The sequence below is a fragment of the Fortiea sp. LEGE XX443 genome, from assembly GCF_015206815.1.
Taxonomy (GTDB): Bacteria; Cyanobacteriota; Cyanobacteriia; order Cyanobacteriales; family Nostocaceae; genus Nostoc_B.
In genome coordinates, this window is record NZ_JADEXZ010000063.1 from 1 (window position 1) to 21,915 (window position 21,915).

Here is a 21,915-nt window from a genome sequence, read left to right on the forward strand (position 1 = left end):
CCTTTTAATTGCTGTGCAGTTTCCTTCAACAAATGCTTTAGTGAATCTGTTAATTCCATTGACACCTATGCACATCCAAAATCGAATCATCATTGAATTTACTACAAAAAGGGAAGGGAAAGGTTGCTAACGGCAACCTTTCCCTTCCCCCCACCGGAATGATTATCATTTTCATAAGTTGTATATTTTATTCTCTGGAAGTCCCTTAAAAATTGTCGTTATGACAAGGCAGGAGGCAGAGGGCAGAAGGCAGAAGGGAAGAGGTTTTCAAGTACTTTACTTTCCGTTACATAGTTCGGTTTATTTGCACCTTTCTACTTATCTCTAAAATGATGTTTGTAACGTAACGCGGTGTACAATTTTCTCTCAAACCTAATCTCCAACCCATTAACTAATTACTGACGAATAGACTTTTGTGTACACCATAGCTCCGTTTAGAGAAGAGGTTTAGAGAGGGGTTTTTAGTATACTTTAAGAGTTTTAAAACATCCTCTAGAACTCAAGTCCTGAGATTGTCGTAACACAACATCAATAAAGCGGGAGTAACATCCACACCGCTTTTTGCCTACCCTACTTAATGTCATTATTATAGTAATTAATGAAAACCCCCAATAATAGCAAAACTAAAGCGCAAGTTTGGGTAGTCGAGAATGGTGAAAAATGCCTGCGACAAGACCAACTAACTACCGAAGAACCTTTAGAAATTCGTTTGACATCTCCATCGCGCACAGTAGCTATAACCATGCGAACGCCAGGTGCAGATTTTGAATTAGCGGCTGGTTTTCTCTTCAGTGAAGGTGTGATTAGGAATAAAGAAGATATCCAAAAAATGAGTTACTGTACAGATGAATCTGTTGATGGTGAGCAGCGTTATAACATTATTAATGTGCAATTACAGATGGGTATCAATCCAAATTTACAGCCTTTGGAACGTCACTTTTATACTAATAGCGCTTGTGGAGTTTGTGGTAAAGCTAGTATTGAAGCTTTACGTTTGCAGGGTTATGCGAAAATTACTTCAAATTTAACAGTCAAGCCTGAGATTATTTATAGCTTATCTGAAAAGTTGCGATCGCATCAAGGTATCTTCACTGCAACGGGAGGTTTACACGCTGCGGCTGTATTTGATGCTCAAGGAAAAATGTTGCATCTGCAAGAAGATGTTGGTCGTCACAATGCTTTAGATAAGTTGATTGGTAGAGCTTTGCTGAGTAACGAGTTACCATTCAGTAATCATATTGTCATGGTGAGCGGACGTTCTAGTTTTGAGATATTGCAAAAATCTGTAGTAGCTGGAGTTCCTATTGTTTGTTCTGTTTCCGCGCCTAGCAGTTTAGCGGTGTTTGTCGCCCAAGAATTTGGGATTACTTTAATTGGATTTCTGCGTGGGGAACGCTTCAATATTTATACTGGATGGGAAAGGCTGAGTATTTCTGAATAAGAGAAGAATTATGACGGAGTTTCAAATCCAGGGAATCAATCATATCGCTTTAGTCTGTAAAGATATGGCGCGAACAGTTGATTTTTACACTAACACGCTAGGCTTGAAGCTGATTAAAACCATTGCCCTACCTGATGGTGGACAGCACTTCTTTTTTGATATTGGTAACGGTGATGCTTTGGCTTTTTTCTGGTTTCCCAATGCACCACAAGCCGCACCCGGTGTTGCATCTGTCAGCCCTGATGGTTGGCAAACTGGTAATATAGCCACAGCACACGGTTCATTAAACCATTTGGCGTTTAATGTCCCTGTAGAAAAAATAGCGGAGTACAGAGACAAATTGGTTGCTCAAGGTGTGGAAGTAACTCCGGTTTTACATCACGCTGATGTTCCTTCTGGGTTTGTTCCTGAACCTGATGAAAGTACGTTTATTTCGTCGATTTATTTCTTTGATCCAGATGGCATTTTACTAGAGTTTGCCTCAAATCTGCGTACTTTGGGTGATCCAGTAAGAGATTTGCAACATCAACCAACTACAGCAAAGTAATGGTTTTGCGATATACTGAAGCATTCGTGGCGATCGCAACTGTTAATCTAGAAACTTTAGTTAATTTCTATACCCAATTGTTCAGCGAACATCCCGTTACTGTGATTCCTAATGTTTATGCAGAGTTTGAACTGATGGGTATGCGATTGGGTATTTTTCAACCTAAAAAAAGTCACGAGTTAGAATTTGAAAACTCAACTAAAAGTAAGATAAGTTTGTGCTTAGAGGTGAGTAACTTAGAAGTTGCGATCGCTCATCTCACAAATTTGGGTTATCCTCCAACCGGCGAAATCTCCATTGCTTCCCACGGACGCGAAATTTATGCTTACGATCCTGAAGGTAATCGTCTGATTCTGCATCAAGCTAAATAAGTGCTGAGTGCTGAAATAATGGCCATTTGTCCTTTGTCATTAATACTTCATACTTCATACTTTACACTTCATACTTTTTTCTATGGCTATCACGAACAACTATAAATTAAACCTCATCCAATGGTATCCCGGTCATATTGCCAAGGCGGAAAAGAATCTTAAAGAACAGCTAAAGTTAGTAGATGTAGTTTTAGAAGTCCGCGATGCAAGAATTCCCTTGGCGACGAACCATCCACAAATGGGGGAATGGGTGGGAAACAAAACGCGGATTTTAGTATTGAACCGCTTAGATATGATTACACCACAAGTGCGATCGCTATGGATAGATTGGTTTAGAAGTCAAGGAGAAGTGCCTTATTTTACCAATGCCCAGCAGGGTCAAGGTGTAACTGCTATTGCTAAAGCCGCTCAAGCTGCTGGAGTCGAACTGAATAAAAAAAGATGCGATCGTGGAATGTTACCTCGTCCTGTCCGGGCTGTGGTGATTGGTTTTCCCAATGTTGGTAAATCAGCATTAATTAACCGCCTTTTAGGACGACGCGTGGTAGAAAGTGCAGCGCGTCCGGGTGTTACTCGTAGCTTGCGCTGGGTGCGTATATCTGAACAGTTAGAATTACTCGATGCGCCTGGTGTCATTCCTTCCAGATTAGAAAATCAAGCCGCAGCCTTGAAACTAGCGATTTGCGATGACATCGGTCAAGCATCTTACGATAATCAACTCGTAGCATCAGCATTAGTAGATTTCCTGAATGAAATTCACATCACAGCGAATAATTTGTTACCAGAGTCGCCACTACAGTTACGCTATGAACTCGACTCTACGCCCTACACAGGAGAATCATATTTAGAAATTTTGGCAGAACATCGTTACACGGGTGATGTCGAACGCACTGCTAGAAAACTTTTAACAGATTATCGTAAAGGTTTATTGGGGACAATTCCTTTGGAATTACCACCTAACCTATAAACAGGCATTTTCAGCACTTTTTGAGTAGCAGGTGAGTAGCACTTTAAATAAAAATAAAAAATAAGACACTATAAAATTGCTAAAAACTCTTAGAATAATCAAGCTTTCCACTACTAATTTATCTATGATAATGGGTAAGAACAGAATAAATTATACGAGCAAAAGCGGTGTTCATAAAGATAACTCAGATAGTATGAAATACTGAAAGCAAACATTGCCAAAATAACAGGAATCAAGTGATTAAATTCTAGTTGGCGTTTTTTAATTATTTCCCAACAAGACATGGGAATAATTAAAGGCCAGAAGATAATTGTGATTAAAGACATGACAAAAGATAAAAATTTCTCTTCGGGAGAAGATGTTGGATTACGTAGAGAAAATCTCAGCCAAGTACTAAAAAAATAGCATGTCATCAGTAGATAGCCAATAACTAAAGTCACTTGTATTTGAATCACTGTAAATCCTCCTGAAAGCTATTGAACTATTTATCAAATATCTACTGCATAAAATTGTGAAATTTTTAGATACTCTGATGTCAGCACAATGTTTTGCAGCCAGCTAAATATTATGCTAAGTGTGAAAACACATAAAACAGTGCTTTTACTTAATTTAAAAAAGGTTTAGCAGGCTGATATTTATACTTGTATATAATAATCAACCTGCTATTGCTTGGCATAGTCATAATTATTCCAGCATTTACCAAAGGTTATTCTGTTCTGATTTTTGCAGATATTGCTAGAAGTAATTAAATTTACAGTAGTATCAGAAAATTTACTAAAGGTTAAAGTTGCTTGAATCAAAAAAGATAACAATTGTTGTTTGATATTTTACTTGTAATCTTTGATAGCAGATGCAAAGGGTGTATCAACTTAAGGTGCTATAAAGTCAAAGATGCAAGACTGATACGTAAATGCAAAGTATTGAGGACTGGTAGTTTCTGTTAGTTGTATTAGCGACGTACTCCTACGGAGAAAATTAGGGTTTGTTACTAGACATCACCTCAACCTAGCGCATCCTTGACTCCTATCCAGCCGGTTATTTTTTTGTGTCGACTGATATAATTTGTTGCTTGAATGTTTTCTCGAAGATCAGGTTTACTAAATATTTTTTCTCTAACAACTTCTTCTAGCAAATCAGAACGATTACAAGTCAATACAGGCATATCTTGCCAGCAGTGGCGGCAAAACCAAGCAATTTCAGAACCGCGCACATGTTGTAAAAGTACTCCAGAGCAGCAAGGACAGTAATTCATATTTTTCTAAAATTAGGTGATATAAAGGTTGGTTTTAAAATCAAGACAGCCGCTTGATAAAACTGTTGTCATTCAAATAACTGTCTATACTTACGAGGATAGCCATGAAATATGAGAAACCTGTGAGGAAAATAATATTAGTCAATTTTTTGTAATATTTATACATAGCTCCTTAAGTAATAAACTCATTTTTGGCTCATCAAAATTTACTATCTAGCAACTGTATTTTATTAAAAACACAAGATATTTATAAGTGATAATATTTAAATGTATTAGTAACATAAAATACAGATTCTTTTAGATTAAATAATCTTGATAAGCCAAAGCAGAATTCAGTAATTTTACAGTTGTTATTTATATTTTTCTTAAATGTCCTAGATTTGTCGTAGTAATCTATACTTTTCTGATTTTGCTGTATTATTAAGTTTTATTTCGTAAAAAATGCAATTTATGGAAACTTTCTTTACCGATCGACTACTTGCTGAACGTCTTCAATTTCAGCATTTGAATGAACTACATTATATGCATCAAGACGCACAAGTTATGGCAACTTTAGGCGGTGTTCGTTCTGATCAAGAAACACGGCTATTTATCTTCAATAACTTGCATCATTGGCAGCGTTATGGATTTGGATTATGGGTGTTTCGAGACAAAATAAGTAATGAGTTTGTCGGTCGTGCAGGTCTGCGACAAACTGATGTAGAGGGTCACGATGAAGTGGAATTAGCTTACGCTCTGATGGCTAAATTCTGGGGAAAAGGATTGGCAACAGAAATGAGTGAAAAAATCCTAAAAATTGGGTTTGATTTACTTGGATTGCAGGATATAGTTTGTTTTACTCTCACAACTAATTTAGCTTCAAAGAGAGTTATAGAAAAGCTAGGATTTAAATATGAGTATGATATTATCTACGCAGATTTACCTCATTTATTTTATCGTTTGAAAGTTTAAAAATAGTTAAGTAGAAAGGTGCAAATAAACCGAACTATGTAACGGAAAGTAAAGTAGCTTGAAAACCTCTTCCCTTCTGCCTTCTGCCTCCTGCCTCCTGCCTTGTCATAACGACAATTTTTAACACCTACCTACTTAGTAACTAACAAAGGTGTAAAAAATAAGCGCCTCAATTAAACATGTCTCATTAAAACCAGGGTAATTCTGTCACATCTCAGAATTAACCTGAAATATAGATGCACCTTTGAAATACCTTCCATTATTAGAAAAAGTGATCTACCCCGGAAACTTAAAAAAATGAGCGCCCATTAATCAAACAAAGGTTCTGATAGCAGCTTTAGGTGAATGCTGTGCATGGAAAACGCCTTAAACTCTGGATGTCGGTTTTAAAAATAGCCACGCCACAAAGAACGTGGCCGCGGTAAATAGCTGCGTTAAATCTAAAGCAGACAGATAGCCGTCTGCAAATGAAGCAATACTGCGATCGGTAATGCCAAATAACCAAGATGATATGCCAAATAGCCAAATCCCATTCTTGAGATTGCCTACGAACTCCTGAGAGTCTGATGTTTGTTGCTCTTTCATTTTTTCTACTCCGATGGCGAAAAATCCAATATCTGCAAATGAGAACTTTTTGACTTCTGACACTGATTTACACCTATATTAATAAATATTTCATGCTATTGACTAAACTACCAAAAGATACATCTGAAGATTTTGACAATCCACCTTTGGTACTCTTACCTATGGAAGAGTACTGTAAACTCACAAATGTAGGTTTGCTGCACTAGCGATCGCTGATGATTCTCAGCAAAAAGACTTGCACTACTTTCAAGAGACGATTTTTGCGGGTAAGTTCTGAATCATGATGAAATTAGGTCACAATGATAGTAGGCAATCATAGGGGGTGCTGCTATGGATCGTCTAATTCAAGTGATTCGGAACTTATTTATTCGCCTTGAAGGCTATTTTTCCGTTGTTTTCAAAGCTTTTTTGAGTTTTATCAGCAATATTTTTGGCTTTTTTGCCAAGCTTTTCGGATTTAGTAGCTCCGTTTATTACTTGGAATCTGATGCGGCGCAAACTATTCAGCGAGCTTCAGATGAAAAACCAACAAAAATAGATCAGAATACTACTTCTGAAATTCCTACAACTACCCGTCGTCGTTCTAAGGCCAAAGTAGAGGACTATTACCTCAACATGGCTCGTGATGTCAAAAAGAACTAAAAAATCAGGTGTTGCTGAATTGTGGCATGAATTTGAATGTAGAGACGTTGCATCGCAACGTCTCTAAAAGGGTTTCAATTAGCTTTCATATTAGAGATTATCTTTAAAAGCAGTATATTTCAGTATTTATACTCATTTGTATGCGAAGTAACAACGAAATTTCCTGAAAAATGCTACTTATTAGTTTGATAATCAGCAAACAGATATACTATACAAGTAAATTTTTAACAATTAACAATGGTAGAACGCCCAATTAAGAAATCGGAACGTCAGTCTCAAGCAAATACTGACAATAATTCAGGAAATTCTGATTCTGCGCCTTCTATTGAATCTCATCCTAAAAGCTCAAATTCTAGCTACAATCGCTCTTCTGGCAAAAGAAAAAAAGAATCTTCCAAGGATGAAATCAAACAGCAGGTTAATCCTGCACTAGCACGTGGGCCGAAACCCGTAAAAGCTCCAGTCATTACCAAACAGGAACCGGAAACTGAATCGGAACAAATCTCTGAAGAGTCTCCAGAGGAACAATCATAAACCTCTAGCTCTTAATCTAGTTAAACCAAATACTCACAGATAAAGTCAAGGCACTATTTGTCTTGGCTTAATTTATATAGCAGGGGAGAGGGGAGAGGTGACAGGTGACAGGTGACAGGTGACAGGGTTAAAAGTCTTTTTTTATCTAGGTTTGATCATCTGTTCATATCTTAATCACGTTGGTTGTTGCTATAATTACCGATTTGTGCATATCTTAGCTTACGCGATCGCACCAATCCAGAATAATGGGCAAAATTTAAGGGGTAGTTTTGCAACCACCCCCATATTCCCCTCTGATTAGAATTTACTTTATACATCCTTAGTTAGGATATATATTTATTTTGAAATATTAACTAAATTTTCAACTGGAGCAGTAGCCACGGTTGGCGCTGTAAAAATTTGAGAGTACAGACTTGTCGGCTGTTGACGCGCCACAACTGGTAGTACTTGGCGAGCGTGAATAGCTACTTCTACTGTTTTCACATCATAAGTCTGCGTTGCTAGTTTGGGATAGAAACCGATGCCGATGATGGGAAGTAGTAAACAAGCTGTAATAAATAACTCACGAGGGTTAACATCATTGACGACAGCATCTAGATGTAACTCTTCACTTTGCTTACCGTAGAACACTTGGCGGAGCATGGACAGTAGGTAAATTGGTGTCAAAATTACACCCACTGCTGACAGTAGCACAACTACAATCTTGAAGCTGGAACTGTAAACGTCACTGGTAGCGATACCGAGGAACACCATCAATTCTCCGACGAAGCCGCTCATCCCAGGTAAGGCGAGAGAAGCCATTGCACCAGCAGTGTAAAGCGCGAAGGTTCTGGGCATTACTTTACCCATGCCACCCATTTTATCCATCATCAAGGTGTGGGTGCGTTCGTAAGTTACACCAGACAGGAAGAATAAGCTGGCAGCAATCAAGCCGTGGGAAACCATTTGTAACATGGCTCCACTAATGCCTATTTCTGTATAGGAAGCTAAACCAATTAGCACAAACCCCATGTGAGCAATGGAAGAGTAAGCCAAGCGGCGTTTGAGGTTGGTTTGAGCAAAGGCGCAACAAGCACCGTAGACAATGTTGACCACACCCAAGATGGCTAAAACTGGGGCAAAAGCAACATGGGCATTAGGCAACATTTCAATATTGAAGCGGATTAGGGCGTAACCACCCATCTTCAACAACACACCAGCCAAAATCATTGAACCGGGTGCGGATGCTTCACCATGAGCATCGGGTAGCCAGGTGTGCAAAGGAAAAATCGGCAACTTTACACCAAAGGCAATTAAGAAACCAGCGTAAACTAATAATTCAAAGGCTTTGGGATATTGTTTCATTCCCAGAGATGCCATATCAAAGGTGACAGTATCTCCATAGAATGCCATCGCAAAACCTGCTATGAGGATAAATATTGAGGCAGCAGCAGTATAAAGAATAAACTTGGTAGCAGCATAACGGCGCTTTGCACCACCCCAGATCGAAATTAGCAGGTATACGGGAACTAGCTCGATTTCCCACATGAGGAAGAACAAGAGCAAGTCTTGGGCTAAAAACACACCCAACTGGGCGCTGTACATCACCAACATCAATCCATAAAACAATCGCGGCTTGTTGGTAACTTTCCAAGCCGCGAAGATTGCGAGGGTGTTGATTAAGCCTGTGAGCAAGATTAGTGGCATCGACAAGCCATCAACTGCTACAGACCAATTTAAACCGATTTGTGGAACCCAAGAGTATTTTTCGACAAATTGGTAGGTTGAGCTTTGAAAATCGTAGTTATGCCAGAAGGCATAAATCATTAAAGTAAAATCCGCGATCGCTACTCCTAAACCATACCACCGGACTGTTTTTCCTTCTTTGTCTGGAATTATGGGGATGGCTAAGGTTGCCACCAGGGGAAAGAGAATTATGGCTGTCAGCCAGGGAAATTCCATAGCATTCATCACTTCTGACAATCGTTTTTTGTTTTCGCTTTTAATTACATTATATTAAGGAATTCGTACTTTTGTAAACGTAATTTATCTCCAGAAAATTAAATTTTAGTTTTTGGTGAGAATATATACTCATCAATTCGTCAATTTTGACGACTAACAGGAATAAATACTCATCAAGTTTAATGGCAAGTCCATTCTAAATACAAAGTTTTGTAACGTCAATAAAAAAGGTGGCTCATGCCACCGTTACAAATTTTCACTTATCGTCTGCCTAAAAGCTGTTTTTACCCATAAGATTTTGGGTGGGATTCTACACGATGCGGTTGACAATTGTCCACACATCCCCATCAGAGCGGACATAGGGAACAGAGATCGTCTTGAATCCCGTAATAAAGGGCTTGTAATAAACCTGCCAATATAAAGGACTGAGATAATCGGCAGATGCTTTCAACAGGCGGATTTCGCTTGCTAGTTCACCTGCAAGTTCGTTAATGCGCTCGGCATGAACCTGCGCTACCTTTTTCGCTTCTTCTAGCTGCTGCTGTATGGTGAGTTGTTTGGACTCAACTTGCAAACGAGCTAATTCAGTGTGTTTGTACTGTAGCTGGGCTGCTAAAGCTGCGATCGCATCATCTATACCTTTGAGTTCAGCCGAGAGTTGGGGATTTTCTCTCGCTTGGCGGCGGTAAGCTTCAACAATTGCTGAAGGTGAATTATCGCCAGATATCACATTATTAATAGTGAGAGCAGCGCGTTCTTGCTGAAGAACTTGAATTTGAGACTTGAGTGCTGCGATCTCGGACTGAATCTGCTCCATAGTTAATACCAATTCGTAATTCGTAATTCGTAATTCGTAATGACGCTCTCTACGAGACGCTAAAAGCGTAGACTTCGGCATGAACTCAGTCGAAGGCTTGCTTCTCCGTAGGAGTACGCGGACTCGCTAACGTAATTCGTAATTAAGAAACTCTGATTTAGTCTGGGTTGTGGGGTTTGAATGTGTTGCCTAATTTTAGAGAATTGGTATAAAGTGCTGAGTTTTGAGTGAAAATACTAATCCCTAATCTCTAACCTCTATTTCATACGTTGTGCCTTGGGTGTTTAAAGAAAGCGATCGCACAACGGCATCAATACCTGTGTCTTTCCAGGCTGTAACCATTGCTAACTCTACAGCTTGGGAATGCGCCACATCAGCTAAAGCCAACAGCGTCGGCCCCGCACCACTAATCACCATGCCATAAGCACCAGCCGCCACCGCCGCTGCATTGACAGCATCGTAACCAGGAATCAAAGCTTTACGATAAGGCTGATGCAACTTATCTTGTAAAGCCGCCCTTAGCCATTCTCTCTTACCAGTTTCTAAACCGCGTAACAATAATCCTAAATGGGCGGTATTGAAAATTGCATCTGCACGACTAAATTCCGTTGGTAAAACGCGCCGCGCCTCTGAGGTAGACAATTCAAAATTAGGAATTGCTACTACTGGGACAATATCTTCATGCCAAGGAACATCACAAATTTCCCAACCAACATCACTAGTAGCAGCCAGACGACATCCCCCCACCAAAGCTGGAACTACATTATCAGGATGTCCTTCCATTGCGATCGCTAACTCCATCACCTGCACCTGAGATAGAAGTTCACCCGCCAGTTGATTCGCCGCCACCAAACCGCCAACAATTGCTGTTGCTGAACTACCTAAACCCCTCGCCAGTGGTACACCCAAATCAATCTCAATTTCTACAGGTGGCGGTGTCTGATCTATATATTGATATAACTTCAAAAACGCCTGATAAAGTAAATTACTTTCATCAGTTTGCACTCGTTCCGCTTCTGCACCTGTGACATGAATAGTTAAACTGCCGTCATCCAAGCGTGTAAATTTAAACTGGTTACAAAACGTCAAAGCTGCACCGATGCAATCAAAACCCGGCCCCAAATTAGCTGTTGTAGCGGGAACCTTAACCGTGACAGAAGAAATAACAGACATCTGCAAATACTCACCTAACCAATCAATTAGCATCCCACGTAAAGGGTTGATTTGCTCAAGAGTCTTGCTAATTGCTGCAAGTTATGGTTTTTAAAACTGCATATATGAGCCATTTTAGTAAAACTTCTTTCTCAGTCCCAATAGCCAAAGCAACTTATAGCAAATCAGTGAGTGAAAACTGCCGCAGGCGATCGAGTTCTGATACTTTAGTTACTATATTTCAGTACTTCTTCTATGGAAACACAACGCTGTTTGTCTAATTCTAAACACAGCCGTTTTTCGGATTGGAAATTTTCTCCATATAATTCAGAACCAGTTTGTATCCATAGTTCCTCGAAGTGACGACGGCGTTTTTCTCGCATCACCATTTCCATACAAGCAAGTGCAGCTTGAATTACATGAGGAGCACGCTGTATGTCTTTCTCAGTTTTCTCACTTAAATGAAACAGATGAGAAATCAGTCCTAAATCTTCAGCTAATTCTAAATATTTATCTTGCAGACTCGATATTAAATCAACTTGCTCATGGGTAAAGTTTAAAATCTGTTGCCATAAAAAGCGGTGATGAGAAAAACTCAATTCTAAATTTCGTGCCTCTAGTTCATTCAAAATCCCTTGACGTTGTTCAGGACAGTGAAGATGAATCCGTAGTAACAAAGCCTCTGCCAATTCTAAAAGACTACCTTCTGATGTAGTATTTTTTTGTTGGTCATCTATATATTTCTGTTTTCGTAAAGGTATTGATTGACGGTACGTAGCCGCAGGCGCAATTTGAGTTAACAGATTTTCTGCTCGTAAGGATATCAGGTTTGTATCGCCCAAACTGAGAATTTCGGCGCAGCGCCCAATGTAATAGTTGCGCGTATCATTATTCGCTATATTTTTAAGTAACTTTACTATCTCCTGAGTTACCTGTTGAAAATCGGTAGCCTGTTTTAAGTCGCGGTCTTTGGTAATTTGTTGAATCTGCCAATCTAGCCACAGTGGAGCATTTGCCAATAGTTGCCCATAATCTTCTGCACTATGACTGTGCAAGTATTCATCAGCATCTTTACCATCGGGGATATTGAGAATTTTGAGTTGGACTTCGCCTTTGTATGCTAAATCAGCAATTTCGCCGATCGCTCTTTCCGCCGCATTTGTCCCAGCTTTATCTGCATCAAAGTTGAGAACTAACTGTTTAGAGTCGGTGTAACGTAATACCAAGCGGACTTGTTCTAAACTCAGGGCTGTACCGAGAGAGGCGACAGCGTTATTAATACCAGCAGCGTGGAGAGCGATCGCATCAAAATATCCTTCCACTACCACAGCTTGATCTAATTGAGCAATCCCAGTTTTGGCTAAGTCGATGGCGAATAAAGTTTTACCTTTACTAAACAGTTCTGTTTCTGGTGAATTGAGATATTTTGGTTGCTCATCTGTTAAAGTTCTACCACCAAAAGCTATGACTCGCCCTTGAATATCGCGGATGGGAATGATCAGGCGATCGCGAAATACATCATAATAACCGCCGCTTTCTTTACGCGGCTTAATTAATCCTGCTTTTTCTACAAGTTGCACTGGGTAATGTTTATTTTCCACCAAATAGCGGTACAGCGTTTCCCAACCTGCGGGGGCGTAACCCAAACCAAACTGCTGAATTGTTTCTTCCTTAAGTTGACGGTTAGAAAGTAAATACTGCATCGCTTTTTGCGCCTGAGTTTGCCGCAGGGCGTGTTGATAAAAATGGGCTGTTGCCGCCAGAACTTCATATAATTGTTCATGCAATGACAACTGACGCTGTAATTCCTGTCTTTGCTCAGGTTCTAGAGTTTGTACAGAAACTTGATAACGCCGTGCTAAATCCAGCACTACTTCTGTAAACGATTGTTTCCCCAAATCCATCAAAAATTTAATGGCATTTCCACCAGCTTGACAGCCGAAGCAATAATACATTTGCTTACTCTGGCTGACTGTAAAGCTAGGACTTTTCTCATTATGAAACGGACACAAACCGACAAAATCTTTACCACGCTTGCGTAAAACTACGTGTTCTGAGATCACATCCACAATGTCAGCACGTTGTTTAATTTCCTCAATTGTGTCTGGGTGCAAGCGGGGAATTTGCATGATGGTCAAGAGTTAATAGCCATTAAGTTTGGAGAAATAACAAAGGACAAACGACAAAAGGATTCTGATAGCTATTATATTCTTGTTGCTAGACGAAAAATTATGTATAGAATTGCTTACCCTTGATTTTATAAGAGGAAATACTGAAGATGGGGCGTATTTTTATTTCGGCGGCTCACGGAGGCAGAGAAACGGGAGGAATCGATCCAGGTTCGATCGCAGGTGGAACAACCGAAGCCAGAGAAATGATTCTGCTGCGGGATTTGATTGTGACAGAATTGCGATCGCGGACTTTTGAAATTTTGGCAGTTCCTGACGATTTAAGTGCTGCTGAAACCATCGCTTGGATCAATTCTCGTAGTCGTCGGGGTGATGTCGCCCTAGAAATTCATGCTGATTCAGCCAGCAGTCCGACTGTGCGTGGGGCTAGTGTATTTTACATTGCTAATAATAGTGAGCGTAGAAGTAATGGTGAACTGCTTTTGGTAGGATTGTTGCGTCGTGTTCCCCAATTACCCAATCGTGGAGTCAAACCAGATACAGATAGTGGCTTGGGAAGTTTAGCATTCTGTCGCCAAACTACACTGCCTTCATTATTAATGCAAGTCGGATTCCTCAGCAGTCCTGACGATCGCGCATTGCTGCAAAACCGTCGCCGCGATTTTGCTTTGGGTATTGCCGATGGATTAGCATCTTGGAGTCGTGTTATAGATCCCACACCGGGAACGCCTATAGAACAAACTTATCCATCTATAAATATCAACATCAACGGGCAGAACTACCAAGAACAAGGAATACTAGTTAATGGTAATGCTTACATCCCCATTGATTTAGTTGATCGCTTGCGGATTGATCTAACAAAAGCACCGAATGTCAACCGCATTACTTACCGTAGAGTAGTATATGTTAAAGCCATAGAACTACGTAGTTTTAATATTTCCGTCAGTTGGGATGCAGGAACACGCACTGTTAACTTACGTTCTATTTTAGTGATTTGCCCCGGTCAAATGGATCAAATTATCTCTCGTGGTAATACCTCAGAAGTACAGTTGCAACTATTTCTGAGAAATAACAATGAGAATGCTTTGGTAAAGTTTCCAGATTTACCAAAACTCTATCGAGAAGAAGCCACAACCGAAGGTGTAAATTACGATATTGCTTTCTGCCAAATGTGTGTAGAAACCGGATTTTTACGCTTTGGCGGTGATATTCGACCAGAACAAAATAATTTTGCCGGACTTGGTAGTATTGGTGGCGGTGCAGCGGCTGCATCCTTTGAAAGTGCCAGAATTGGAGTCAGGGCGCATATTCAACATTTAAAAGCTTATGCCAGTTTAGAACCTTTGGTCAATGAAGTTGTTGACCCAAGATTTCGCTTTGTCACCCGTGGAATTGCACCCTCAATCAGCCAACTTTCCGGTCGTTGGTCAGCAGATTTAGACTATGGTGCGAAGATTACAGCTATGCTGCAACGGTTATATGATATATGAATAATGTTAGTCAACAGGCGATCGCTATTCAAGCAGAACGCCAATTTTCAATTTGTAAATCAGGTACTCTTTGAAATTCTCGGACATTAGATGTAACCAAAATGCGGTTATTGACTACTGCTGTGGCTGCGATTAGTACATCATAAGCACCTATCGGTAAGCCTGCTAGTTTGAGCAAGCTTCTAATTTGGGCGGCTTGTTCTGCTTCTTTGGAGTCAAAAGGTAAAATTGTAATTGAGCTTAATAAAGTTTCAATAATAGATTGAATTTTAACGGCGCGTTGTGGATTAATAGCTAATCCATACTTCACTTCCATAACTGTTAGAGAGGAAACAAAAATCTCAGCACTAGATGTTGATTTTAATCGGTTGAGGGTATTTGTTTCTCCTTTGACAAAATCACTAATTACGCAAGTATCTAGTAGATAAACCATAACTAAAGTTCGATTTCTTTCGGTGGTAAAAGTTCATCTCGATATGATTCAAAGATGATGTTCTCTTCTACACCTTGATATTCCATGATTGTTTTTGGCCAAGTTGTGGTTTTGGTTTCTAAGAAAGTTACAAAGACTTGGCTTTCGGTAATGCCTTGCGGTATTTCATCTAATTCAATTTTGCCGTTTTTATAAGTTCCTTGAATTGTTTTTAACATAGATATGACCTCCTAAATGAATTTTAACCCATGTCTTATGGACTGTTATTTTATACTATTTCTTATAAAATATAAGGCTGGTTAGAACATAGTAAAAACCAGTCAAAGTTAAGTTATTGATATAGTGCAACGGTTATATGAACCAGCCAGATTAATATAAGAATTTGTTAAACGCAAAATCATGCAGAGTTAGAGTTGCTTACATAGGAGGAAGAATACCAAGTTGTTGCATCAATGCCATGATATCGGCTTGTCCCCAGTGTTCGACGACTTTGCCATCAATAATGTGGTCGATGTGCATGACTGAAAATGCAACTTGCTGGCCTGTGGGAGAAAAACCTAACAATTCTCCCTGATGAGTACCGCTGAATATGCCACGGGTAACGACTTTATCATTCTCAACAATCACGTCTGCAAATGTGTGCTTACCATCAGGAAAGGCAGAACGCATCATCAATCCATATTCTATAAAGCCGTCTAAATCGAGAGGTTCCGATGCGCCTGTTGTGTGGGCGATAAAATTCGCTGCTATGACTCTTTTGGCTTGTTCAACACTTCCATTGTCAAAGGCTTGGTAGAATTCTAGGGCGATCGCTTTGTTTTGTTCGGTAGACATGATTTGAGTGATAACAGTGTATTAAGCATTTAAATACCGTCATATCCAACCAGAGTCAAGAGTAAACACTGTTAAAATCGCTGTCCTATGCCTAGATGCACTTTACTTTCTCCTTGGTCGTTAATGCCGTAGTCAGCCCGAATTAACCCCAGGGGCGAATCTAAACGCACTCCAGCGCCGTAACCAAAACCGTAACCTGGTTTATCACGCGCACCGGCTGGATCTCCCAAGACAGTGCTACCAGAACCTAAGTCTGTGCCGAAGTCGGCGAATAACACACCTCCAACTATGGGTACGATGGGGAAGCGGTATTCTGCGGAAGCTAAAACGTAACTGCGGCCACTACCTACATCTCCAGCATCGTAACCACGCACAGAATTGGAACCACCTAAATTAAAGGCTTCGTAGGGTGGTAAATCCCCAATGACAGTACCGGCTTGGACATTGAGGGCAAATACTTGCGGTTGCTTACTGTCATATACCTTGACTGGTACGTATTGGCTGTAATTGGCTGTGACACGATTGAGGGAAATATTGCCTTGACCGATAGGTATAGAATGTTCTGTACTCAATTTCAGTAAGGAACCTTGAGTCGGATTAAGAGGGTTATTTCTTTGGTCTTTGGCGGCGGTGAAAGATACGGTAGTCAAGTCATCAATCCCTGTACCACTAGCAGATAGGGGATTACCTTGGGCATCTGTTGCGTTAATATTACCTTGGCGATCGCGGATTGTGGTGTGGGTATAATTTAATCCTAATGAAGCATCCCAGCCATCAATTGGTCTTTGCAAGCTGACACTACCGCCAATCTGGCCTTCGCGCACTTTATCGCCGTTAGCTAACTTGATGGTGTCATCAAAGGTTTCAGAAAGTTCTTGGCGACGGAAGCCGTTGACGGTGTAACCTAGGCGATCGGGATTATTTTCACGATAAGGACTGATAACTTTACCATCAAACTGCAAATCACGGCTACTTAACCCAATATTTAGATTTAAAATATTGTTCTTACCTGCAACATTTTGGTCTTGATAATTTACGGTTCCAACTAATCCTAAATCAGCGTTATAACTACCACCCAAATTAATTGCCCGCGCTCCATTCTCTTTCAATTCATAAACTAAATCTAATTTAGTTGCATCTCCTTCTAAAGCAACATTCACACTAGAAAATAAGCCTGTGCGATATAGTTGTTGGATGTCTTGTTGGACTAGCTTTTCTTGAAAGATTTGCCCTGATTTGAGTTGGATTTGTTGCCGTAAAAAATCTGGTTTGGTGCGTCCACTAACAGGATTACCTTTGCTATCAACAGTTTGATTTTCGTCGTTGACAAAGCGAAATTTAATATCACCTACCAAACCTTCGGCTACGTTAATGTTAAGAATTCCCTCGCGGCTGGGTTTAATTGATAGCACCCGTGCCAAGTTATAACCATTGTCGGTGTACCATTTGTTTACCTGTTCCACGGCTTGTTGCAGTCCGGCGGGACTGATGGTGCTACCGAATTGGGGTTGGAAACGTTGGAGAACTACTTGATAAGTCAGTGCCTTTGCTCCAGAAAGTTGTAGCGATCGCACTACCACTGGTTGCACCTGATACGTTACACTCAATCCTGTTGCTGTGCTGCGGCTATTGACGTTGGCACTGGTAAATAAACCAGTCTCTAAAATCGCTGATACATCCTGTTGTAACTGGTTTTGGCTGGTGTCTCCCCCAGTCTGGGTTTTAATAACTCTGCGAATAATTTCCTGCAATTCGGGAGTCGCACCCACTATTTGTATATCTGTAGCTGTGACTACTAAATTATTGTCTGTGGGTAGGGATGAGGCGAGTTTAACGGTAGTATTGTCCTGATTGACTGGAGTAAGTACTACGGGGGAATTTTTGTTAATGCCTGTGGGATTTTGGGAAAATTGGGGAACAACGATGGTTTCCGGTGATGAAATTGCCTCTATTCGTATGGGCGTTTCTTCAATTACGGGAACTACTACGTCTTTTTTCGTCTCGTTCGTCGAGTTAGTTGTTGCGGCTACCGCTTGTTGAGTGATGTTACTAGTAGCAGCTAAAGTAGCTAAAGTTAAGATTGCCGTTTTAGAAATTTGCATAATATCAAGCCTAATTAACTGGGAGTTAGTTGTGATGAGGTTGAGTTATGGGGATAGTACTAACTTCCAGCTACGTCGCCGATTCATACCCCCGTGTATTTATACCTCTTGCTCAAACTGACAGTTAATATTGATGTTTTGTTTCTTATGAGTCAAGCCTCTGGTTCATCATCTGCAAGTTCTCGGTTACGCTTACTGGTTTTAAGTAACGGTCATGGCGAAGATATAATTGCAGTCCGAATTTTGCAAGCACTTCAGCAACAATCAAACCCACCAGATATTTTTGCTTTACCGTTGGTGGGGGAAGGACACGCTTATCAACAGTTGGGTATTCCTGTGATTGGTTCAGTGCGTACTATGCCTTCTGGTGGTTTTATATATATGGATAACCGTCAACTGATGCGAGATGTGCGTGGCGGTTTGGTACAGTTAACTCTTAGCCAAATTCAAGCTATGCGGCGTTGGGTGAGTTCGCAGAAAAAATCTGGCAATCAGGGAGCGATTTTAGCTGTGGGGGATATTGTACCGCTGTTGTTTGCGTTTTTTAGTGGAGCGAATTATGCTTTTGTCGGCACGGCGAAATCAGAATATTATGTGCGGGATGAAACGGGATTGCTACCACGGAAATCAAAATCTGCGCGTTGGGAAAATTTTTCTGGTTCTATTTACCATCCTTGGGAACGTTGGTTAATGAGTCGTCGCCGTTGTCGGGCGGTGTTTCTCAGGGATGCTTTGACTACGGAGATATTAAAACAATGGGCGATTCCGGCTGTTGATGTGGGGAATCCGATGATGGATGGTTTAGAACCCAGTGTTCCGCAGCAACGATTTTATAATGCTGATTTCCAACAACAAGAAATGGCGCGACCATTAGTTGTGACGCTTCTTCCTGGTTCTCGTCCACCAGAGGCTTATCACAATTGGCAAGTGATTATGGAGGCTGTGTCTGCGTTGTTGGCTGGTTTTCAGGAGCGAGATTTAGTAGCGCATACATCTGGTAGTGTAGTGTTTTTAGCAGCGATCGCGCCTAGCCTCGATACTAACCAATTATCCTCAATTCTGGATGTTCAAGGTTGGCAACCCCACTCAGAATCTCCCATTTCTCTACCTGATGCCAATACTTTAATCTTTAAGCAACGCCATGCCTATTTGCTGCTCTCTCAACAATCTTATAACGATTGTTTACATTTGGGAGATGTGGCGATCGCAATGGCAGGGACGGCTACAGAACAATTTGTTGGTTTAGGTAAACCTGCGATCGCTATTCCCGGTAAAGGGCCACAATATAACTATGCCTTTGCGGAAGCTCAAAGCCGTCTTTTAGGAAACTCTTTAATTTTAATTGATCAGCCAACACATGCAGCGAAGATGATGCGATCGCTGCTGCAAAATCCTGACAGGTTACAAGTTATCGCTGAGAATGGTTTGCGGCGAATGGGTCAACCAGGCGCTGCACGGCGCATTGCCGATTGTTTAACCGAAAGGTTGGGGTAATTAGTCAAGTAAAAAGATGATTCCATTCTTTTACCTTTTGCCTTTTGACTTCCTTTCCTTCAGTTCCTCATGCCACTAACCCAGAACGTAATGCACGCACTGCTGCTTGGGTGCGGTCATCGGCACAGAGTTTGTTTAAGATGTTGCGGACGTGGGTTTTGACTGTACCGACAGTGATGTAGAGTTTTTCGGCGATTTGACCGTTGCTGCACCCAGCGACGATTAATTCTAAAATTTCCAATTCTCGTTGGGTTAGGGGGTAGGTTTCTAGAACTTGCTCGTATTCTGTCGCTAGTGCTTCTATTTTCACAGTCTTGGGCTGATCACCCTTTTGGTTTTCACCAGGTATTCCTTGCCGCATCTTGCGTAACACGACGTTGGCGATCGCGGGATCAATCCACGAGTTACCACCATGAGTAGCTTGGATTGCCTCTGTTAACTTACTAATGCTGGTTTCTTTCATGTAATAAGAGTCTGCGCCAGCTGCAAACGCCGCCAGTACTGCATCCTCTGTATGATCCATTGTCAAGATGAGTATCTTGGTGGCTGTTTGCCCAGACTCTGCTTGGTAACGCCGAAATTTGCGGGTAAGTTCAATCCCATCCATATCTGGCAAGCCAATATCTACCACTGCTACATCTGGCTTGGCCGTTTCTAAAAGTTTCATCCCTTGGGTGGCATTTGCCGCTTCCCCAATTACTTTCAAACCACTATGAGACTGCAATGCAGCTTTTAGTCCCATTCTGGTTAAATCATGATCCTCAATTAAAATAATGCTGATTTCGTTCATTGCTAAACTCACTCTTCTTTGACTGCGTCCTCTAAAGTCCGCGCTTTTGTTAATTTTCCACAATTTAATTTTTCCAATCTAAAGATAGATGATATTGCAACGGTATTGCATCCACCGATAGAAGTATAAATTTTAATTTTTTTCAAAGGAATAGATGTAAATATCTAGCTTGAGATATATGGATATTATACAATAAAATATGAAATATTTGTGGCAAATTCAGATTTAAATCAGTGTTTAGTCATGATTTTAGGAGCCATCACTTATTGCAATAATTCATAATGGCTCATCTATTGATATTACGCAACAGCACGCCACGCTGCATTAACACAAACAACTAGGACTATGGTTCTAACTACAAACAGAGGAACTCACTATTGAAAATTGTCTCAAGGATCATTAGCGCCTTAATGGTCAGATAAAAATCTCTGTTCAAGACCAATATAATTACTATAAAATTACCATTTTTGATGACGGAATTGGGGTTGCTCAAGAATATCATTCAGAAAGTTTTTGTAATCTTCCAAACTTGATAAGCACAGGATTGTCAGAAAAGCCCAGAGATTGGTTTGGCGATCGTCAGAAAAATTCTCGAAACAGCAGGGGGTACGATAACTTTAGATTCAAACTCAGGTGTTGGCAGCAGCTTTCACTTTACTTGGAATAAACAATCGACAGAGTAAAACTGCTCAACAAGCTGACGGTACAAAATATTTGTTTACAACTCTCACTAATGGCTGAGGACAGGTATTAGCTGGCTCATTTACAATAATAGTAAGCTTAATGATAGCTGTGGTAGTTAACGATTATTAATATGTAATTACTATTTATAAAATAAAGAAGTAACTCAATATTAATAATCAAACCATCTTAATAAGTGACTTATTTGACAAAATTGAATTATTTCTTAATAACATGATAGAAAAAGTCATTAATGTCTTACTAGTGGAGGATGATGAAGTTGATGTCATAAATGTCAAGCGGGCATTCAAGAAAGTTAATATTACCCATCCAATATATCTAGCTAGTAATGGTCTAGAAGCGCTGGCAATGTTGCGGAGTAATGATGGTAAATTGCCAAGCATACCAACTGAACGGCGTTTGATTTTACTAGACCTAAATATGCCAAAAATGGGTGGCATTGAATTTCTGCAAGAATTACGTTCTGATCCAAAATTACACATAACTCCTGTAGTTGTAATGACTACGTCAAATCATGATCAAGATAGAGTAGAAGCCTACAACTTAAATGTTGCTGGCTATATCCTTAAACCTGTAACTTTTAATAGCTTTGTGGAGATGATGGCAATCCTGAACAAATACTGGATATTGTGTGAAATACCTTAATTTACCAGAGATTAATAGGAGATATTTTCAAGAGAGGAAATCGACCAATGTAAAGTAATCCGCACTAATTGAGGATTTAGAATCCTGAAGCTCAAA

Annotated in this window: 23 protein-coding genes; 11 read left to right on the plus strand and 12 right to left on the minus strand. The window is 40.3% G+C overall.

Features of this window, described 5'->3' with window-relative positions:
• Positions 1-598 precede the first annotated feature (598 nt).
• The 4 genes from fdhD (at position 599) to ylqF (ending at position 3,326) form a co-directional block, all read left to right on the plus strand.
• Complete coding sequence (fdhD, locus tag IQ259_RS20165; RefSeq protein ID WP_193887783.1) at positions 599-1,441, plus strand: formate dehydrogenase accessory sulfurtransferase FdhD; 843 nt, start codon at positions 599-601, stop codon at positions 1,439-1,441.
• 10 nt (positions 1,442-1,451) lie between these two features.
• A complete protein-coding gene (locus tag IQ259_RS20170; RefSeq protein WP_193887784.1) occupies positions 1,452-1,988 on the plus strand; it encodes a VOC family protein in 537 nt (178 codons plus the stop codon).
• Positions 1,988-2,359, plus strand: coding sequence for a VOC family protein (locus tag IQ259_RS20175; RefSeq protein WP_193887785.1), 372 nt, complete (start codon positions 1,988-1,990; stop codon positions 2,357-2,359). Before IQ259_RS20170 ends, IQ259_RS20175 begins: the two co-directional genes overlap by 1 nt.
• Before the next feature lie 82 nt (positions 2,360-2,441).
• On the plus strand, positions 2,442-3,326 hold the full coding sequence (ylqF, locus tag IQ259_RS20180) for a ribosome biogenesis GTPase YlqF (RefSeq protein WP_193887786.1): 885 nt from the start codon (positions 2,442-2,444) through the stop codon (positions 3,324-3,326).
• Between the two features lie 122 nt (positions 3,327-3,448).
• Here the strand turns inward: ylqF and IQ259_RS20185 are convergent, their stop codons facing one another.
• Together IQ259_RS20185 and IQ259_RS20190 are read right to left on the minus strand one after the other, a co-directional pair.
• A complete protein-coding gene (locus IQ259_RS20185; protein ID WP_193887787.1) occupies positions 3,449-3,781 on the minus strand; it encodes a hypothetical protein in 333 nt (110 codons plus the stop codon).
• Between the two features lie 545 nt (positions 3,782-4,326).
• Positions 4,327-4,578, minus strand: a complete 252-nt coding sequence (locus IQ259_RS20190; protein ID WP_193887817.1) for a hypothetical protein — start codon at positions 4,576-4,578, stop codon at positions 4,327-4,329.
• Between the two features lie 450 nt (positions 4,579-5,028).
• Between IQ259_RS20190 and IQ259_RS20195 the strand changes: the two genes are divergently transcribed.
• Positions 5,029-5,529, plus strand: coding sequence for a GNAT family N-acetyltransferase (locus IQ259_RS20195; RefSeq protein WP_228014661.1), 501 nt, complete (start codon positions 5,029-5,031; stop codon positions 5,527-5,529).
• Between the two features lie 366 nt (positions 5,530-5,895).
• On the opposite strand, the gene IQ259_RS20200 is transcribed toward IQ259_RS20195, so the two are convergent.
• Positions 5,896-6,114: a hypothetical protein gene (locus tag IQ259_RS20200; RefSeq protein WP_193887814.1), complete on the minus strand. Its 219-nt coding sequence runs from the start codon at positions 6,112-6,114 to the stop codon at positions 5,896-5,898.
• 330 nt (positions 6,115-6,444) lie between these two features.
• Between IQ259_RS20200 and IQ259_RS20205 the strand changes: the two genes are divergently transcribed.
• Together IQ259_RS20205 and IQ259_RS20210 are read left to right on the plus strand one after the other, a co-directional pair.
• Complete coding sequence (locus IQ259_RS20205) at positions 6,445-6,756, plus strand: threonine dehydratase (RefSeq protein WP_193887789.1); 312 nt, start codon at positions 6,445-6,447, stop codon at positions 6,754-6,756.
• A gap of 237 nt (positions 6,757-6,993) precedes the next feature.
• Positions 6,994-7,290, plus strand: coding sequence for a hypothetical protein (locus IQ259_RS20210; protein ID WP_193887790.1), 297 nt, complete (start codon positions 6,994-6,996; stop codon positions 7,288-7,290).
• A gap of 336 nt (positions 7,291-7,626) precedes the next feature.
• On the opposite strand, the gene IQ259_RS20215 is transcribed toward IQ259_RS20210, so the two are convergent.
• The 4 genes from IQ259_RS20215 to dnaG all read right to left on the minus strand — a co-directional run bounded on the left by IQ259_RS20215 (position 7,627) and on the right by dnaG (position 13,329).
• Complete coding sequence (locus IQ259_RS20215) at positions 7,627-9,240, minus strand: NAD(P)H-quinone oxidoreductase subunit 4 (protein WP_193887791.1); 1,614 nt, start codon at positions 9,238-9,240, stop codon at positions 7,627-7,629.
• A 301-nt stretch (positions 9,241-9,541) separates the two neighbouring features.
• Complete coding sequence (locus IQ259_RS20220; RefSeq protein ID WP_193887815.1) at positions 9,542-10,048, minus strand: hypothetical protein; 507 nt, start codon at positions 10,046-10,048, stop codon at positions 9,542-9,544.
• 243 nt (positions 10,049-10,291) lie between these two features.
• The gene (gene thrB / locus IQ259_RS20225) at positions 10,292-11,221 is read right to left on the minus strand and encodes a homoserine kinase (RefSeq protein ID WP_193887792.1); all 930 of its coding nucleotides are present in this window, start codon (positions 11,219-11,221) and stop codon (positions 10,292-10,294) included.
• Positions 11,222-11,427: 206 nt separating this feature from the next.
• On the minus strand, positions 11,428-13,329 hold the full coding sequence (dnaG, locus tag IQ259_RS20230) for a DNA primase (RefSeq protein ID WP_193887816.1): 1,902 nt from the start codon (positions 13,327-13,329) through the stop codon (positions 11,428-11,430).
• Positions 13,330-13,478: 149 nt separating this feature from the next.
• Between dnaG and IQ259_RS20235 the strand changes: the two genes are divergently transcribed.
• Positions 13,479-14,819 carry an N-acetylmuramoyl-L-alanine amidase gene (locus IQ259_RS20235; protein WP_193887793.1) on the plus strand — a complete coding sequence of 447 codons (1,341 nt, stop codon included), beginning with the start codon at positions 13,479-13,481 and terminating at the stop codon, positions 14,817-14,819.
• Between the two features lie 28 nt (positions 14,820-14,847).
• Here the strand turns inward: IQ259_RS20235 and IQ259_RS20240 are convergent, their stop codons facing one another.
• The 4 genes from IQ259_RS20240 to IQ259_RS20255 all read right to left on the minus strand — a co-directional run bounded on the left by IQ259_RS20240 (position 14,848) and on the right by IQ259_RS20255 (position 18,188).
• Complete coding sequence (locus IQ259_RS20240; RefSeq protein WP_193887794.1) at positions 14,848-15,252, minus strand: type II toxin-antitoxin system VapC family toxin; 405 nt, start codon at positions 15,250-15,252, stop codon at positions 14,848-14,850.
• 2 nt (positions 15,253-15,254) lie between these two features.
• The gene (locus tag IQ259_RS20245; protein WP_193887795.1) at positions 15,255-15,470 is read right to left on the minus strand and encodes a hypothetical protein; all 216 of its coding nucleotides are present in this window, start codon (positions 15,468-15,470) and stop codon (positions 15,255-15,257) included.
• A 199-nt stretch (positions 15,471-15,669) separates the two neighbouring features.
• On the minus strand, positions 15,670-16,086 hold the full coding sequence (locus IQ259_RS20250) for an ester cyclase (protein WP_193887796.1): 417 nt from the start codon (positions 16,084-16,086) through the stop codon (positions 15,670-15,672).
• Positions 16,087-16,157: 71 nt separating this feature from the next.
• The gene (locus IQ259_RS20255) at positions 16,158-18,188 is read right to left on the minus strand and encodes an outer membrane protein assembly factor (RefSeq protein ID WP_193887797.1); all 2,031 of its coding nucleotides are present in this window, start codon (positions 18,186-18,188) and stop codon (positions 16,158-16,160) included.
• 147 nt (positions 18,189-18,335) lie between these two features.
• Between IQ259_RS20255 and IQ259_RS20260 the strand changes: the two genes are divergently transcribed.
• Positions 18,336-19,682: a lipid-A-disaccharide synthase-related protein gene (locus tag IQ259_RS20260; protein WP_193887798.1), complete on the plus strand. Its 1,347-nt coding sequence runs from the start codon at positions 18,336-18,338 to the stop codon at positions 19,680-19,682.
• A 67-nt stretch (positions 19,683-19,749) separates the two neighbouring features.
• Here the strand turns inward: IQ259_RS20260 and IQ259_RS20265 are convergent, their stop codons facing one another.
• Positions 19,750-20,472: a response regulator transcription factor gene (locus IQ259_RS20265; RefSeq protein WP_193887799.1), complete on the minus strand. Its 723-nt coding sequence runs from the start codon at positions 20,470-20,472 to the stop codon at positions 19,750-19,752.
• 569 nt (positions 20,473-21,041) lie between these two features.
• Between IQ259_RS20265 and IQ259_RS27805 the strand changes: the two genes are divergently transcribed.
• Both IQ259_RS27805 and IQ259_RS20270 read left to right on the plus strand, forming a co-directional pair.
• Positions 21,042-21,155 carry a hypothetical protein gene (locus IQ259_RS27805; RefSeq protein ID WP_370568062.1) on the plus strand — a complete coding sequence of 38 codons (114 nt, stop codon included), beginning with the start codon at positions 21,042-21,044 and terminating at the stop codon, positions 21,153-21,155.
• Positions 21,156-21,387: 232 nt separating this feature from the next.
• Positions 21,388-21,819: a response regulator gene (locus IQ259_RS20270; protein ID WP_193887800.1), complete on the plus strand. Its 432-nt coding sequence runs from the start codon at positions 21,388-21,390 to the stop codon at positions 21,817-21,819.
• Positions 21,820-21,915 lie beyond the last annotated feature (96 nt).